Annotated in this window: 12 protein-coding genes and 1 tRNA gene; 7 read left to right on the forward strand and 6 right to left on the reverse strand. The window is 43.7% G+C overall.

The window, feature by feature from the left end:
- Positions 1-4 precede the first annotated feature (4 nt).
- Genes N480_RS12545 through N480_RS12555 form a run of 3 tightly spaced genes read right to left on the reverse strand, consistent with a single transcriptional unit; the run spans position 5 to position 5,167 of the window.
- Positions 5-3,658, reverse strand: coding sequence for an AAA family ATPase (locus N480_RS12545; RefSeq protein ID WP_063372846.1), 3,654 nt, complete (start codon positions 3,656-3,658; stop codon positions 5-7).
- Positions 3,658-4,875 carry an exonuclease SbcCD subunit D gene (locus N480_RS12550; protein WP_063372847.1) on the reverse strand — a complete coding sequence of 406 codons (1,218 nt, stop codon included), beginning with the start codon at positions 4,873-4,875 and terminating at the stop codon, positions 3,658-3,660. The genes N480_RS12545 and N480_RS12550 overlap by 1 nt, the downstream gene beginning before the upstream one ends.
- A 55-nt stretch (positions 4,876-4,930) precedes the next feature.
- Positions 4,931-5,167 (reverse strand): hypothetical protein, encoded by a 237-nt coding sequence (locus tag N480_RS12555; protein ID WP_063372848.1) that lies wholly within the window; start codon positions 5,165-5,167, stop codon positions 4,931-4,933.
- 501 nt (positions 5,168-5,668) lie between these two features.
- Here N480_RS12555 and N480_RS12560 point away from each other — a divergent pair.
- Positions 5,669-6,166, forward strand: a complete 498-nt coding sequence (locus N480_RS12560) for a DUF6702 family protein (protein ID WP_063372849.1) — start codon at positions 5,669-5,671, stop codon at positions 6,164-6,166.
- A gap of 53 nt (positions 6,167-6,219) precedes the next feature.
- Here the strand turns inward: N480_RS12560 and N480_RS12565 are convergent, their stop codons facing one another.
- Both N480_RS12565 and rtcR read right to left on the reverse strand, forming a co-directional pair.
- On the reverse strand, positions 6,220-7,659 hold the full coding sequence (locus N480_RS12565) for a metallophosphoesterase (RefSeq protein ID WP_063372850.1): 1,440 nt from the start codon (positions 7,657-7,659) through the stop codon (positions 6,220-6,222).
- A gap of 95 nt (positions 7,660-7,754) precedes the next feature.
- Entirely contained in the window at positions 7,755-9,371 is a 1,617-nt protein-coding gene (rtcR, locus tag N480_RS12570; protein WP_063372851.1) for an RNA repair transcriptional activator RtcR, read from the reverse strand.
- A gap of 300 nt (positions 9,372-9,671) precedes the next feature.
- Between rtcR and N480_RS12575 the strand changes: the two genes are divergently transcribed.
- From N480_RS12575 to N480_RS12595, 5 genes are all read left to right on the forward strand, one after another.
- A tRNA-Thr gene (locus N480_RS12575) sits at positions 9,672-9,746 on the forward strand.
- Between the two features lie 206 nt (positions 9,747-9,952).
- A complete protein-coding gene (locus N480_RS12580) occupies positions 9,953-11,572 on the forward strand; it encodes a slipin family protein (RefSeq protein WP_196761489.1) in 1,620 nt (539 codons plus the stop codon).
- Complete coding sequence (locus N480_RS12585) at positions 11,565-12,791, forward strand: RtcB family protein (RefSeq protein WP_063372852.1); 1,227 nt, start codon at positions 11,565-11,567, stop codon at positions 12,789-12,791. The genes N480_RS12580 and N480_RS12585 overlap by 8 nt, the downstream gene beginning before the upstream one ends.
- Before the next feature lie 2 nt (positions 12,792-12,793).
- On the forward strand, positions 12,794-13,846 hold the full coding sequence (gene rtcA / locus N480_RS12590) for an RNA 3'-terminal phosphate cyclase (RefSeq protein ID WP_063372853.1): 1,053 nt from the start codon (positions 12,794-12,796) through the stop codon (positions 13,844-13,846).
- A 2-nt stretch (positions 13,847-13,848) separates the two neighbouring features.
- Entirely contained in the window at positions 13,849-14,655 is an 807-nt protein-coding gene (locus N480_RS12595) for a nucleotidyltransferase domain-containing protein (RefSeq protein ID WP_063372854.1), read from the forward strand.
- A gap of 34 nt (positions 14,656-14,689) precedes the next feature.
- On the opposite strand, the gene N480_RS12600 is transcribed toward N480_RS12595, so the two are convergent.
- Positions 14,690-15,559, reverse strand: a complete 870-nt coding sequence (locus tag N480_RS12600; RefSeq protein WP_063372855.1) for a LysR family transcriptional regulator — start codon at positions 15,557-15,559, stop codon at positions 14,690-14,692.
- Positions 15,560-15,648: 89 nt separating this feature from the next.
- Here N480_RS12600 and N480_RS12605 point away from each other — a divergent pair, with 89 nt between their 5' ends.
- Positions 15,649-16,149, forward strand: coding sequence for a lactoylglutathione lyase family protein (locus tag N480_RS12605; RefSeq protein WP_063372856.1), 501 nt, complete (start codon positions 15,649-15,651; stop codon positions 16,147-16,149).
- Positions 16,150-16,292 lie beyond the last annotated feature (143 nt).

Here is a 16,292-nt window from a genome sequence, read left to right on the forward strand (position 1 = left end):
AGTATCAAGACGCATGAGTTAACACTGTCGAGTACCCGCCGGCTTGTTTCTTGATTTGAACTTGTGTAGCCACTCGCTCAGTCATTTGTGCCACATGAGAGATCACGCCAACTTTTCGGCCTTGCGATTGCAGTGCATCTAATGCGTCCAACGCCACGCTGAGAGTTTCAGGGTCCAAAGTACCAAAACCTTCATCGATAAATAGAGAATTGATCTGTACTTGATTAGATGACAAAGATGCCAGCCCCAATGCCAAAGCCAGTGACACTAAGAATGACTCACCGCCAGACAACGTATTAACGCTGCGCTGTTCATCAGCCATATCTCTGTCGACAATAGCTATTTCCAAGGATTGACCGATCACGGTCAATCGATAGCGCCGAGACAAACTACTCAAGTGGTGATTTGCATAGTGCAGCAGGATTTTTAATGTTTGCGTCTGCGCCAAATTGCGCATTGTCTTACCTGTCGCATCGCCTAAGAGTCGATTCAGTAGGTGCCAATTTTCGTAGTCACTTTGCATGCGCAGCAGTTCATCTTGATGGGCCCTTATTTTTTCAACGTTGTCATGATGAGTTTGTAAACTCACAGATAACGTAATGATTTGCCCGTTAAGCGTTTCTTGCTGAAGCGACAGTGACTCTAGGTATTCATTTAGTGCATCTTGGCTTTGCTCAGGGCTTTCAATGGCGCAGTGCTCTGCCATATTTTTGTCTACATGCTGCAACTGAGATCGTTTTTCTACCAACTTAGATTCAAGCAATTGCGCCTGTTCAATTAATGGTTGCCAGTGTGATTTTTGTAGCGACAGTAGCTCATAGACCAACACTTCATTGAGTTCATTATGTTGCGCCGATGCGCCCTCCAACCAAGTTAAAAATCGTGTGTGGTTATCGTCGAGTACCGTTTGGTACTCCTGACACTGCGCTGTGAGGTGTTTTAACTTGATTGCGTGCTCGTCTTGTTCTTTCAGTAACTGCTGTAACCTATCTTTTTGCGTCTGCAATCGCGATTGTGCAGCGGCTTCGTACGCTTGTAATTGCTGCTGCCATTGATCCGCACTTTGCTCAAGCGGCAACAACTCAGCCCGCTTACTTTTTGTTTCGTCGCACAGCGTAACTTGCTGAGAAAGTAGTATAGATACGTCCACAACTTGTTGTTTTACTTGTTCAAGTAATTGCTCTTTAGCATGTAGCTTGGGCTGAATCTCTGTGATATGTCGCCCTAGTTCATTTAGCTGGCTTATTTTTTGTTGCTGTGACTGTACTGCGTTTGCAAGGGTTTCAGTGGCATTATGGGGGGCTAACTCAAACTGTGACAACCACTGAGGTTCAGGGTACACCTCTGTAATGCGTGTCCTTAGGCTTTGAGATAACCTGTCCAGCTCCTCAGAGCGTTGCGCCTTGCTAGTTAATAATTGCGTATACTCTTGCACTTGAGCTTGATGTTGACTCAAAGTCGCGTTCGCTGTGTTCAATTGCTGTTGTAGTGCCTGCTGTGCCTGAAACTTCTGTTGCTGCGCTTTACTAAGCTCGCTATATCTCGATAACAGCTCTTCTATTTCAAGCAATTGCAATTCATGTTTTGACGCATCAGCAAAGATCGAGGGAAGCTCATGAAGCAGCGCTTTGTTTGCCTGTTGCTTTTGCACAATCTGTGCATTTTGCTGTAAGGAGGCCTGTAGCTGACCATTGATTTGCTCTAAATGCGACACCACCTCATGATAGCGTGTTTGGGTTTGCGCACGTGCTTTTTCAGCAGCCTGATACTGACTTTCAAAGTCATTGATCAACTGCTGCCAATGCGTATCAATATGATCGACATGATAAGGATGTTCAGTAGCACCGCACACCACACACTCTTTACCGTGCTCTAACTGTGCCCTCAATGCGCTGATGTTATCACTCGCTCGCAGTTTAACTTGGTGTAAGTTATCTTGGGTAATTAGCAACTGCTGCCTAGTCAACTCATCTTGATGCTCGGCATCTTTACGTTGTGCATTGGCACTGTGCTGCTGATGTCTGAGGCTGTCAATTTGTGTTTGTAATTGAAGCAATTCATTATCTAATTGAGATTGCTGTACAATCGCCTGCTGAGCTTTTTGCACTTGAGACTTTTGGAACTGCAATTGCTCATAATCTAGCTCAGCTAACTCCCGCTGAATTTGGGTAAGCTCTATCTGGCTCTGTTCTAAGCTGCGTGCCAGATCTTTACACCTAGGCTCTGCTGTTTGCAATGCAGCCTGAGCAGCCTTAAGCTGGGAATCTATAGATTGTTGTGCCCCGACAATCGCGCTTTTTTCATCAAAAGCCCCCAAGTATTGTTGTAAAACTTCATTGATCTCTTGCCAATGTGCTGTTAGCTCTAACAAGGCTGGCTGCTCAGACAGTTGTGCTTTGGTTTCATCATGCTGTGTCGTTAAGCTGCTCACTTGCAAGTTCAATGCTTGATGTTCGGCTACATGATTTTTCTCTGAGTTTTGCAGTTGAGTTAACTGGCTTCGATGTTGCTCTGCAAGGGCAAAATGCTCGGCACAAATACTATCGAGCTCTCGAACACGTAGTACGTCAGGACCATGTTTTACTAGGGCTTCTTGAGCGCTGCTTACCGCGGCATTTGCCGATGTAAGTTTTTGCTCTTGTGAAGCTATTTGTGGCTGTAAGTCAATTTGGCAAAGCGCTTGGATTGCTTCTTGGTTGCGTTGCAGCACCTGCTCTGTTTGCGACTTTTGTTCTCGGTTGTCTGCAATTTGCTGAACTACTAACGCAAGTTTAGCGCGCTTAAATTCACTTTGTTGCTTGGACAACTCTGCCTCAGTTGCAGAAACTTCAGTTGCTAACTCATCATGCTGTTGCTGTAGCTTGTGCTTTGTAATATACCAAGCCAATTGCAATTCAGTAGTTTTTAGCTCAGATTTAAGTGCATTTTGCTGTACATTGAGTTGCTCAAGTTGTGCTTGCTTATCAGTGAGCTCCTCATCACTCAGCAGTTCAATATCACCTATTTTCTGCTTAAACCTGTCTAGCGCATCCAATTTACCCTTGTGCGCGTCATAAATTGCTTTGCCAACAAGGCTAAATTGTTCTGTACCCGTTAAACACTCTAATAGTTGCGCCCGTTCATCCGCATTCGCTTTTAAAAAAGCTGCGAAATCATGCTGGGCCAATAAAACAGCACGCGTAAATTGTTCAAAATTAAGCCCCAACAATTGCTGCAAAAGTTGTTTTGCTTTAGATTTCTGCGCTAAAACCTGCTCGTCATGTGATCTAAGCACTAGATGTTCAGCGTCTTTTATCCTGCCATCAACTTTGTTTCGCGCTCTGGCAACTTGCCAACGAGCGACGTAGTGCTCACCATCTTGTCCAATAAAACCAACTTCGGCAAAACCAGATACGGTGCCGCGGCGCAATAAGTGGCGCGGATCATTGAGTTTAATGTCATCACCATTAAACTCCACTTTATTTTTAGAGTCAGATTTTAGCCTTGCCGTTTTGCCATAAAATGCCAAGCATATTGCATCCAGCATGGTACTTTTACCTGCGCCTGTCTCTCCGGTTATGGCAAATAACCCAGTATCTTTTAGAGGCGCAGTGGTAAAATCAATTTCGGCTTGGGGCAAAGAAGCCAAGTTCTGGATTTTGATGGTTAGTATTTTCATTATTTATCATGCTCGCTCAACGAAACCAAAACCTCTTCGAGGCACTTTTTCAGTGCGTTTGAGGGGACTCCTTGTGGGTCGACGTGCTCTTTGTACGCCAACTCTAATAACGTTGTTGGTGCAAGCTCAGAGACCTTTCCCAGATCTTCGAAGATGACTTCATCATCATGCTGTGCCTGCTGAGTCACCCGCTCAATACCACAAAAATGTACGGGTTTATTTTCTAATGCCTGTTCTATTTTGTGACGGAATTGGCTGTCAGTTTCACTGGCATTTAAACGCAGACGTAAATACGGTTTTGGCACATTGTCACAAGAGGGTAATTCGAGCGCGTTTATCGCTTCACAAAGCTCCACGAGGGTCGCTCCTCCTTTTTCAGGAAGCAAAATAACCTCTTTGTACCTTGGTACATAACGGGCTGACACAGCCTTGACTTGAGACTTTTCAAATTCGACAAGCACAACTTGATGCTTATAATTCCGTTCAGCAAAAGACATCGGCATAGGTGTACCGCTGTAACGAATACAGTCATTATTCGCAACTTTTTGAGCTTTATGTAAGTGCCCTAACGCGACATAATCAGGTAAATCACCAAACACATCTGCATGGATTGAATCAAATCCACCAATCGTAATATTGCGCTCTGAATCACCTGAAATATCCCCTCCTTTAGCGTGTAGGTGTCCCATGGCAATTGTGGGAACATCTCTATCGACAATTGACGCATAAGCATCTTCATACGCTTGCCTTACTGCATGCGCGTAACTGCTTTCATCGTTATCTAAGTGTGTAATATCTGCACTGCGTAAAAATGGCATCGCCACAACATTCACTTTGCCTACGGGCATGGCCAAAGTCTTAACGACATTTTGTGGATTGTGTTTATCAAATCGTCCAACAACGTGTGTGTCGAACTGTTGTAAGAGAGGTTTGGCTGTTTCAATGCGATTCGCTGAATCGTGATTACCGGCAATTATGACAATGTGTAAAGCCGGCAAGAGGCTTTTTGCTTGTTTGATAAAAGCGTAAAGTTGCTGCTCAGAGGCGGCTGGAGGCGTTGCTGTATGGTATATATCACCACTGACTATAAGCAGATCAGCTTCAATTTGCACAAGCTCTTGGCAAAGCCAATCTAAAAATGCTTGATGCTCTGTATAGCGACTGTGTTCATAAAATTGTTGACCGAGATGCCAGTCAGACGTGTGTACAACCTTCATGCAGCGTTCCTTTCCTATTTAGGAACGCTAATATAACATTGCTTGGGGCTATTTATTAATAGCTCAAGCGCCACCACATGAAAATTATTACAGGTAAGGCAAGCAACAGAAGCATAGGTGCACGATAAAGCTTGCTTTGCTTTGCTTCTAAACGCTTAATTGCTGAGCGCTCATTGCACGCTGCAACTTTATCAACATAACAGTAACCGTTTTCAAGGTACTCTTTACAATTTTGTTCGTCAGCAGGTATTGCAACCAGCTTCTCTTGTTTTTTTAGTATGTAAAAGTCCATACTGCTCACCACATTTCTTTTCGATAAACGGGTATAAATAAATGAGCAAAACTAACGCCAGTTTTACCCAAAATGAGAAAGAGCGCGATTTTAATGATAATTCCAACCAAATATCAACAGTCTTATTGTGGTTTTTGAATTTTTTTTCAAAATAGAGACAATAAATTTGAAAAATGCACAACTGGCATACCCGTCAAATTGCTAATTTATCATCACTTTGGTCAGTTTTAAGACTAGCTACGACTTACTGAATCACTTCTGAACCGCTTTTAACGTTGTACAAATTTTTACCAACTACCAATAGCCAACTGAATTTATTACGTAAAATAACAGCAAAAGATAAACATTAAATTGTAGGCGCCACTAAAAAGGTCAAAAAGTCGACAGTTTTACTTCCCTATTCAATAAAAAAGCACAATAATCCTTCTCCATAATAATTAAAATAAAGTAGACTATAGGTAAGTGAGTAAACACTATCAAATCCTGAGAAGGAGTTATTTTATGCGAACTTGGCTTTTCGCCGGGCTCAGCTTGATGTTGGCTTTTGCAGCACAAGCGCACAAATTAAAAGCATCTATTGCAACAGCAAATATATTTCCCGAGCAGGGAAATATCCAAATTGAGTATCGCTTTCATTTGCATGATCTTGAACATGCCTTAGTACACCTGTTCAATGACCGCAAAAATGTATATCAAAACAAAAAGGTTCAGCAAGCATTCGCTGATTATGTCTATACACACACATCCCTTAGGCGGTTAAATGGCCAAGCTCTGGCTTTATCAGCTGCGACGGTAAAAATAGATGCTAAATACCTATGGGTATATCAAGAAGCACAGTTTGCAAAAGGCACCCCATTAAAAGGGCTACAAATGCGCCATGGGGCACTGAGAGATATTTGGCCAGACCAAATTAACCTTGTGAACTTTAGAGGCATTGGCAAAGTCAAAACGATGCATTTTGACAAGGATGATAATTGGTTGACGGTCGAGTTTGATTGAACCCTGATTGATAACCTTACGCTAAAAAGGGGCATTGTGCCCCTTTTATTCAATTACTGACATACCTGCTCACCACGCGCTGAAAACTGTGAGTCGCAGCGTAAAAACGCCTCTCCTTGTTCATCAAAAAATCGGCCATACCAGCCTGAGTACCTATCTAATTCGAGCTCTAAAAAACCAAATTTTGCTTGCTCATTACCATTGGCTTCCAAGCCATCTACAATGGCTTCAAAATTGGTGTAAGGTAATTCTTCGCTGAGAGTAACTCCGCTATTGCCCACTACAATTTGTGGCGGGCGCTTGTACTGTTTATCAAAACTCAGGGATTGGTAAATATGCATGTGGCCAGATAGCAGCAGCGCCACCTGTTCAGGTAAGCGGCCTAACGGGGTGTTGGCTAAAGCGTGCTGCATCATGATATTTAAGGTATTATCGGTGGCCACGTTATTCACTCCCCAAAGTGGCCTATGTGTCACGGTCCAAATTGGCTTATCCGGATGCTTACTTGCAAACTTTTGTAGCCCTTCATATTGGGCTTGATATTGTGTTGTTAAACTATTGGAAAATCTATCATCACATGCATTCGCAGTGTCTTGCACCCAAATATTCAGTTTTTCTAGCTTCAGCATATAAGGTTCAATCATGGCGATTGAAGATACCGCAGTCGTAGGTGGATTAGAAAAGCTGCCTTGTGCAGGACACGCCCGTTGAGCGATTCCACTTTCTATACTTGAACCGGGACCAAAAAAGTAGAACCAACCCAACCCTGCTCGACTGCACAGTTCATGATTCCCTCTTGCAAATACCCAAGGTGCCTTGGTTAAAATCGCATCGGCTGAGCTAAAAAAGTCAGCTCGCCACGCTTGCCATGTATCTGGTTTTGGGCTGCCTGTCGCATTTTGACTGTAGTAGGTTTCTTCTAAACCGCAGGTTTTGCCGCCATAGCCACCATCTCCCGCATCATATGCGTAAACCCCTTTACTAATGCTGCCACTGGTTCCGCGATAATTATAATCCCCCATGTGTAACAAGAGGTCCACTTCTCGCTTAGCTCCTTCATCAATGAGTGTTTTAAACGGCTCAGCGGGCCCATTGCCATCACAGACATGTGCTTTGCAGCCCGAGTCACCATATACCTGAATACGTTTTGGATTGAGGCTCATCGCATCAAATTTAAGCTGTGTACCACCAACAAGGTAAGATTGTCCTTCCGATACGCGTGCTTCACATACTGTAATCGGGAAGTTCGCGCCTGGATGCAAGCCACGAATACGCATCTTACTGCGCTTGCCTTGAGAGTCCTCAAGCTCTGGACAGAGCGCCGCTTGGTTTTGGATACCGGGTATTATGGCCCGAATATAAAGTAGGGTGTCACCTTGGTTGCTTGGCGCAAGCATCGCATAAGCCGTGATCACTTCGGCTTTTTTTAAAGGCTTTTGGCTGCTGCAACCGGCCAAAATAACTAACCCCAATATAATACTGACGAATCGCATTGTCGTTTTCCTTCTAATCGCGTCACTAATTCCTTGTTTAGTGTAGTAAAACTTGTGTAAAGGGGTATTACAAAAGCTTACTTGCACACAACGCACTATTTTGCCGCTGCAATATCTCGCCACTTAATATCAAACTTAGCCAAGTACTTTTGTAACCGACTTGAGTCATTACTGGTGGCTTTATGAGTCCTGCTAACGTCAAACAATACGCGCCCAGCGGCAGCCATGCTTGGGCTTTGCAAACATACGGTGACTACATACTCTAATTGCTGACGATCAAACATATCAAGTTGAGAGATTTGCTCGTCGCTCATGATTAACGATAAGCAAGATCCATGCTGTAACGATTGACTCGTCTGCCAATTACTTTCGAGCCGCGCGATTTCTTCTATTACATCTTCTTTACTGATCCGCGAAGAGTCGGCCAACGTGGCTAAACGGATCATCGACGATCCGAGATCCCTAAAGTTACCCTGCCATGTGGCTTTTGCGCTGTGTGCAAATTCCAAATAAGCAGATCGCGCTTCTTTATTAAACCGTACTCTTCGACCTTGTGATTCACTGTATTTGTCTAGTTCAAAATCTATGTTGGCGTCAATATCTTCGCGCCTATCTTTTAAAGCTGGTAGTTGATAGGTCCAGAGATTAATACGAGCAAGTAAATCTTCTCTGAATGTCCCCTCTAATACACACGCTTTTAAATCCCGATTGGTACCCGCAATGAGCTGGAATTCACTCGTCACCTCTTGATCACTACCAACAGGATGAAATTGCTTGTTTTCAATTGCTCGCAACAACATCGCTTGCTCTTCGAGCCCAAGCTCACCAACTTCATCCAAAAACAAGAGCCCTTGGTCTGCCGCTTTTAAAAAACCATCTCGCGCCTGCTGGGCTCCGGTGAATGCGCCTTTGGTGTGGCCAAACAGAGCAGCCATTGCATTTTCGCCTTTGAGCGTTGCGCAATTAACAATCACAAGCTCACCTTGCAAGGTTTTACGTTGCTTTTTAAGCTGGAAAATCCGCGAAGCAAGCTGGCTTTTCCCCGCGCCCGTTGGGCCGGTTAGCAAAATAGGCGCGGTGGAACGTATGGCGACTTTTTCAATTTGGGCGATAAGGCGATTAAACGCAGTATTTTTTGTCTCTATACCACCTTTTAGAAAGCTCTCACCTTGGCGGCGCTCTATATCAAAGCGCTCAGCCAATTGGTCGTACTTTGAAAGGTCTAAATCAATGGTCTGCACTCGCCCCACAGACTTATTATCATTGTGCGGGTCGGGAGATGTTTGTATTAAACGCCCCGGAAATTGCCTGCTTTCCGTGAGCAAGTAGCTACATATTTGTGCTACATGGGTACCCGTGGTGATATGAAAAAGATATTCTTGGGCATCCAAATCAAACTCAAGCGTACGGCAAAAATCATACAATTTAGCGTATACCTCACCGAAATCCCAAGGGTCGTCAAAATTGACTTCAACCAAATGCACGGTTGTTTCAGGTGATACGGTTTCAATGTCAACGGCAACATTATTGGCTAAACGTGTACTTTGTTTGCCATGCAGCAGATATAAGCGATTTATGATCAAATCGTCTTGACTTACCAATGAAATATTTGGACGCCAGCGATGCCAACGGTCAACCCGCTTTCCAATGGAGTCCAATTGCGTACCAAGCAAGCTTACAGCCACAACTTCTTTCAAAATAAACCTATCCATTTAGATATACCAATATCTAAATGGAATCATTTTTATGATTCAAGCGCAATAAGAAATATACACCGTGATTCAATAAAAATTGATTTTTCACATTAAAATCAAAGAATTAAAAATTAAATTCAACTTTTTTCAAACCTTTGGCATGTCAATTGAAATACCAAGCTCGTAGTTTGATAGCGTGTTTCTAAATAACACCGCGGTGCGACTTACCCTGTAAGCACGTATTCCGAGATCAACTACCTCAGTAATAGGTACTGACAATGGCAACACTTTAAGTGTGGGGTTCGACTCCCCTTATTTGATAGATAGCTCAATGGTAGAGCCACGAAATTTGTAATTCGTTTGTTGCGGGTTCGATTCCCGCTCTAATCACCATAAGTAAAAGATAGAAACATTATTAGTTTTTACATTTAACTGCGCTGAAAAGCGCTTAATTATGTGAGTAGCCGCCACTAACACTAAGATGGGCTTCGCTGAATAAATTTCGTAAATGGCAAGCTGGATGCTCCCCATTTATGCACTTGTTTAGCCAACCCAGCGATAACTAGCTGGCCGCTACTACGCATCACAAGGAATACAAAATGAAAATTAAAAAACAACAAATCGTAGCAGAGACAAAACGTGTTTTCGTATACAAGAACAAGCAGTTTAAGGGTGTACTAACATCAGGCAAGCACACTTTTTGGGATTTTAAAAATGAACTCGAATTTACGACACACAGCATCGACACGATGTTTTTTATGGCACCGGACGCTGAACGCTTATATCACTCGAACCCAGAAGTTCAAGCACACATCAGCCACTACAAATTAAATGAGCAAGAAATCGGCTTGTTGTACTTCAATGACACTTTGAAGGGCGTTGTAGCGCCAGGTGAGAATCTCTATTTGTGGCGAGATGCAGGTGATATCCATTTGGAAAGAGTGGATATCAGCAATGACTTTTATGTCGATGACAAAACCTTAAAGATCATAGAAAAAGCAGGATTAAACCTCGCGTCAAAACTCATTAGAACCGCGAAAACTACCGCTTGTAAACCGATTTACCAAATACAAATTGAACGCGACCACATCGGCTTGTTGTTTATAGACAATAAGCTGGTCAAGGAGTTGCCAGCAGGGAAATACGGTGTGTGGCAGTTCGGCCGTGAGATTGAATTGAAAACGTTTGATAGCAAAAAAATATCGGCTGAAGCGGCCAAAGAGATCTACCAAAAAAACAGTGCAATGCAAAGTATCGCGCATCAAAAGCTGGGCGCTGAAGAGGTCGGATTACTGTATGTAAACGACATCTTAAAAGGCATTGTACCGCCGGGGGAGCACGTCTATCTATGGAAAGAAGCGGGAAATATTCACTTAGAAAGAGTAGATATCAGCGAGGATTATTATGTTAAGCAATCCACTTTTACTCAAGTAAGTAATGCAGGGCTAAACAGCGCAACAAAACTATTCAAACCAGCGGGCGCAGCATGTCAGCCTATTATAGATGTTGCTATCGACAGTGAGCACATCGGGTTGCTGTATGTGAACAATCAATTGCAGCAAGAGTTAGCACCAGGGCGTTATGGTATATGGCAATTTAACCGAGATATTGAGGTGAAGATCTTCGACTTGCGTACACAGATGACAGAAGTCTCTGGACAAGAAATATTAAGTAAGGACCGAGTCAGTCTTCGTATTAACCTCAGCGCCAGTTTTCGAATTACAAATGCAGTACAGGCGGCTTCAAGCGTTGAAGATGTCAATTCATTCGCGTATAACGCCCTTCAGCTCGCTTTAAGAGAAGCGGTAGGCACACAAAATCTTGATGATCTGCTGCTCGATAAACTGTATATCAACGAAACGGTGAAAGAGCTCGTCAGTGAGCAACTTGCTGAAATTGGCGTGCAGTTAATTAGCGTCGGCATGAAAGACATCATCCTACCAGGAGAGATGCGAGCAATACTTAATCAGGTTGTAGAAGCGCAAAAGGCTGCCGAAGCCAATGTCATTAAACGTCGGGAAGAGACCGCTGCGACAAGAAGTCTGCATAACACGGCTAAGGTGATGGAAAACAACCCAACGCTGATGCGCTTAAAAGAGCTAGAAGCACTAGAAAAGGTTGCAGACAAAATTGAAAGTTTAACGGTTTATGGCGGCTTGGAAGGGCTCATGAACAACGTAGTAAACCTAGGTCAAAAACAAGGAGGCCAACATGTGTAAGTCACAATACGAGCTACTGGACAATAACACCAAACATCCGATAAAGGCGTGGACAAAAGGCGTGCCATTTGAACCCGAGGCGCAACAACAACTCAAAAATATCGCATCGATGGATATCGTACACAGCCACATCGCGGTGATGCCTGACGTGCACCTAGGTAAAGGCGCGACCATTGGCAGTGTTATTCCATCGGTGGATGCGGTTATCCCTGCTGCGGTAGGCGTGGATATAGGCTGTGGTATGGTCGCGACCAAAACCACCCTCAAAGCAAGTGACTTACCCGATAACTTAAAGTCGATACGCAGCGCTTTTGAAGCCGCGGTACCGCATGGCCGCACAACAGGCCGCGGGAAACGTGATAAAGGCGCTTGGGGGAATATACCCAAGCTAGTACAAAAAGAGTGGCTGACGTTGGAGCAACGTTTTGCTCAAATTTGTGCAAAACACCCGGCAATCGCCAAGAGCAATCATGTAAACCACTTAGGTACAATGGGAACAGGTAACCACTTTCTAGAGCTTTGCCTAGATGAAACGCAAAATGTATGGTTGATGCTGCATTCAGGCAGCCGTGGCGTGGGTAACCGAATTGGTACTTACTTTATCGAACTGGCCAAAAAAGAAATGCAGCGCCATCAGCTACATTTACCCGATATGGATCTTGCCTACCTTAAAGAAGGGAGTGTTTACTTCGAAGACTATGTAGAAGCCGTTGAATGGGCTCAGGACTTCGCGGCAAAAAACCGTGAGATCATGATGTTCAATGCATTAAAAGCCCTTAAAGATGAGTTACCAATGCCATTTGAGACTATGGATGTGGCAGTTAACTGTCATCACAACTACATCTCCAAAGAGGTGCATTTTGGCAAAGCTTGTTACGTTACGCGAAAAGGCGCACTACGTGCAGAGCAGGGTGAAATGGGGATCATCCCAGGCAATATGGGTGCTCGTTCATACATAGTGAGAGGGCTTGGCAATGCCGACAGCTTCAATAGCTGTAGCCATGGTGCAGGGCGTGTAATGTCCCGTACTAAGGCCAAAAAGGTATATAGCATTGCAGACCATGAAGCGGCAACACAAGGGGTGGAGTGCCGTAAAGATGCAGCCGTGATCGACGAAATTCCGCATGCCTACAAAGATATTGATAAAGTCATGGCAGCACAGCAAGACTTGGTAGAAGTCGTGCACACATTAAAACAAATCGTATGTGTAAAAGGATAAGAATGACAACCAAAACAAACAAACCAACCATTATTATTGACGGCTCAAAAGGAGAGGGCGGTGGCCAAGTACTCAGAACCGCCCTAAGCCTGTCGATGCTACTCAATCAGCCCATAGAGATCAAAAACATCCGAGCTGGACGAAAAAAACCGGGACTGAAGCGTCAACACTTGACTTGTGTACTGGCTGCACAGCAAATATGTGATGCACATGTCACAGGAGCTGAACTCAATTCGCAAAACATCACTTTTGTACCAAACCAAGTGCAAGCGGGTGAATATGAATTTAAAATCGGCACGGCAGGCAGCACAGTATTAGTTTGCCAAACCATTTTGCTGCCACTGGCGCTAAGTGGTGAGCCGTCCACTGTGTCACTGCAAGGGGGTACTCACAATGGTATGTCACCTTCTCTGACCTTTTTTGAGCACTCGTTTATGCCAGCTCTGAAAAGTATGGGATTAAACTGCGAAATCAAAACACATAAGCTCGGATTCTTCCCAGCAGGCGGCGGCAGTTGGCAAATAGACATTACACCTCTTTCGTCCCTTAAGTCTTGCCAGTTTGAACAATCCGGTGCAGAGTTGGAACTGCAGCAAAGCAATTGTAATGTGCTTTCTATTGTCGCTGGGGTCAAGGACTCCGTGGCAAGTCGAGAGATCAAAGAGGCGCAGTCCCAATTAAGTTGGGAAAATGCAAACACCGAGATTGATAGAGCGAAAGCCTATGGCAATGGTAATAGCTTCCATTTGAGCGTGGGGCAAGCTAAGCAAGTCGCCATGTTTGAACAAATTGGCGAACTTGGCCTCTCGGCTGAGCGAGTAGCGGGGCGTGCTGTTAAGTCTCTCAAACATTACTTAAAGTCAGGTGCAGCAGTGGAAGAGCATTTGGCAGATCAGCTGCTATTGCCCATGGCCCTCGCTGGGGGCGGAAGTTTCACCACCACAGCACTGAGCAGCCATACAACAACGAATATTGACGTTATTGCGCAGCTCAGTGGTATCAAAATTAAAACACAACAATTAAACGAACACCTTTGGAAAGTATATTTGGACTAATAATGGATAAAGCAGTTACATCAATAAGCCCAGAAGCGCACAACGAAATCATGACGCGTATAAAAAAAGCTGAACAATCGCACAATGTAAAGGTCCTTTACGCAATTGAATCTGGCAGCCGCTCTTGGGGATTTGCATCATCAAATAGCGATTACGATGTGCGCTTTATTTATGTTCACCCAAAAGATTGGTATTTGTCCGTGCTGTTAGAGGACAAACGTGATGTGATTGAATACCCAATAGTTGACGATATTGATATCAATGGCTGGGACCTGCGCAAAGCACTTAAGCTTTTAAAAGCATCAAACCCTGCGGTAGGTGAATGGCTCAACTCGCCAATTGTCTATATTAATGATGAAAACTTTAAGTCGCAAGCACAGGCGTTATTTGCCCGCTACTACAGAACAGAACGCGGTCTCTACCACTATGTAAACATGGCTAAAAGCAACTATCGAGGCTATCTCAAACAGGACAAGGTGCCTTTGAAAAAGTACCTTTATGTATTGCGCGCTCTGTGCGCTGCAAGATGGATTGAAAAACACGATAGTCCGCCGCCAATAGAGTTTTCGGTGTTAGTAGAGGGCGTGATTGAAGATACTCAGTTACTTGCACAAATACAGTCTGTTGTTGAGAGAAAACAGCAAGCTACTGAAAAGTCATTGGTGCCTAAAATAGCGCCTTTAAATGCGTTCATTGAATCAGAACTCGATTTTTTTGAAAGCAATATCAATAAATCAGATAACCACGAGCAAGACCCAAGCTACTTAGACGCCTTTTTTCAAAATAGACTGTCGCACGCTACCAGCTAGTAAAAATTTGATCTGTAGTGGTAATTTCAGACCACTACAACAAGTTACAAATCTCTTGCACCACTGTCTCAATGCGCTTTGGCTGCGATGAGTTTTGCCTTTTGCATAAATACACAGTTTCGAACACAGGCTGCGCTAAGCTGTGAATGGCGATCTTTGATTGCTGCGCAAAGGCTTCAACGGCATGGGCGGGTAAAACAGTAAAGCCAAACCCCATTGCAACAGGCTGTAAAATGAGGCCTATTTGATTCGAAAAACCTTTCTTTTTTAACAAATTTGCGTGCCCAAACTCAGCATAGTTTGCGCCCAAAAGTAAACTTGCATGATGATTACCATCAGGGTGATCAATGAAGCCCAATTTATTGAGAGATTGCCACGTAGGCTGTCCAGAGCCTGCGGGAGTAATAAGCAAAAGCTGCTCTTTAGTAATTGCTTCACTATGCACTTCCTCCAGCCGACTTTTTACCGTCATTAAACCAATATCAACAGATTTATTGGCAACCGCTTGCTCAATTTCAGTGTTAGGAGCAAAGCGGTGATCGATCACTAATTTAGGATACTTATTTTGCAAAGCCAGTAAGTGAGGGTACAACTTTAAACCCAAGCTGCCGGGAGAGTGAATACGTACACAGCCTTCATAAGCAGGATCATCACCAATTGTCTGCTCTAAATCAGTGAGATCATCAAGGATAGAACGCCCTTTAATATAGAGCTTTTCACCAGCTTGGGATAACGAAAACTGCTTCTCCTCACGTTGAATCAACGTTTGTTTTAATTGAGCTTCTAACTTACTTATATGCTGACTTACACCCGACTGCGTCATATGCAGTTTTTCAGCAGTCCGTGTGAAATGCCCTATATCAGCGAGGGTACAAAATGTACGCAACCATACCAAGTTGATCATTACAAAATATTATTAAATAGAGAATAAATGATAATTTCAAATTATAGCTCTAGGTTTGTAATCTGCCTATAAATTTTGAGGAGTACACAATGAGCAAGGTATACCCACGCAACTTTTCCCACATTGGGATTTCAGTTCCAGATCTAGAAAAAGCCGTTAAATTTTATACTGAAGTCTTAGGCTGGTATTTAATCATGACACCGACAGAGATAACCGAAGATGACAGTGCAATCGGCGAGATGTGTACTGATGTATTCGGTGCTGGATGGTCGCGTTTTCGCATTGCGCACCTCTCTACCGGCGATAGAATTGGCGTGGAGCTATTTGAATTTAAGAACCAAACGAACCCAGACAATAACTTTGAATACTGGAAAACCGGTATATTCCACTTTTGTGTGCAAGACCCCAATGTTGAAGCTCTGGCAGAGCGTATCGTTGCCGCTGGTGGCAAAAAACGTATGGAAAAACCTCGCTACTATTACCCTGGTGAAAAGCCCTATCGTATGATTTATATGGAAGATCCGTTTGGTAATATCCTTGAAATCTACAGCCATAGTTACGAGCTGATTTACAGTGAAGGGGCATATTAATGCAATGCACTGAGGACAACTAGCCAAAAGCTAGAGTCATTAATTTTTATACTGCCCTTTAGCGCCTCAAGTGGCCTGTTTTTGGTGTAAAGGGCATTGACAGTTTATGCGCTTTAGCAGGGTCAAATATTAGATTCAGCGCC

Origin of the sequence: Pseudoalteromonas luteoviolacea S2607 (genome assembly GCF_001625575.1) — a bacterium.
GTDB lineage: Bacteria > Pseudomonadota > Gammaproteobacteria > Enterobacterales > Alteromonadaceae > Pseudoalteromonas > Pseudoalteromonas luteoviolacea_E.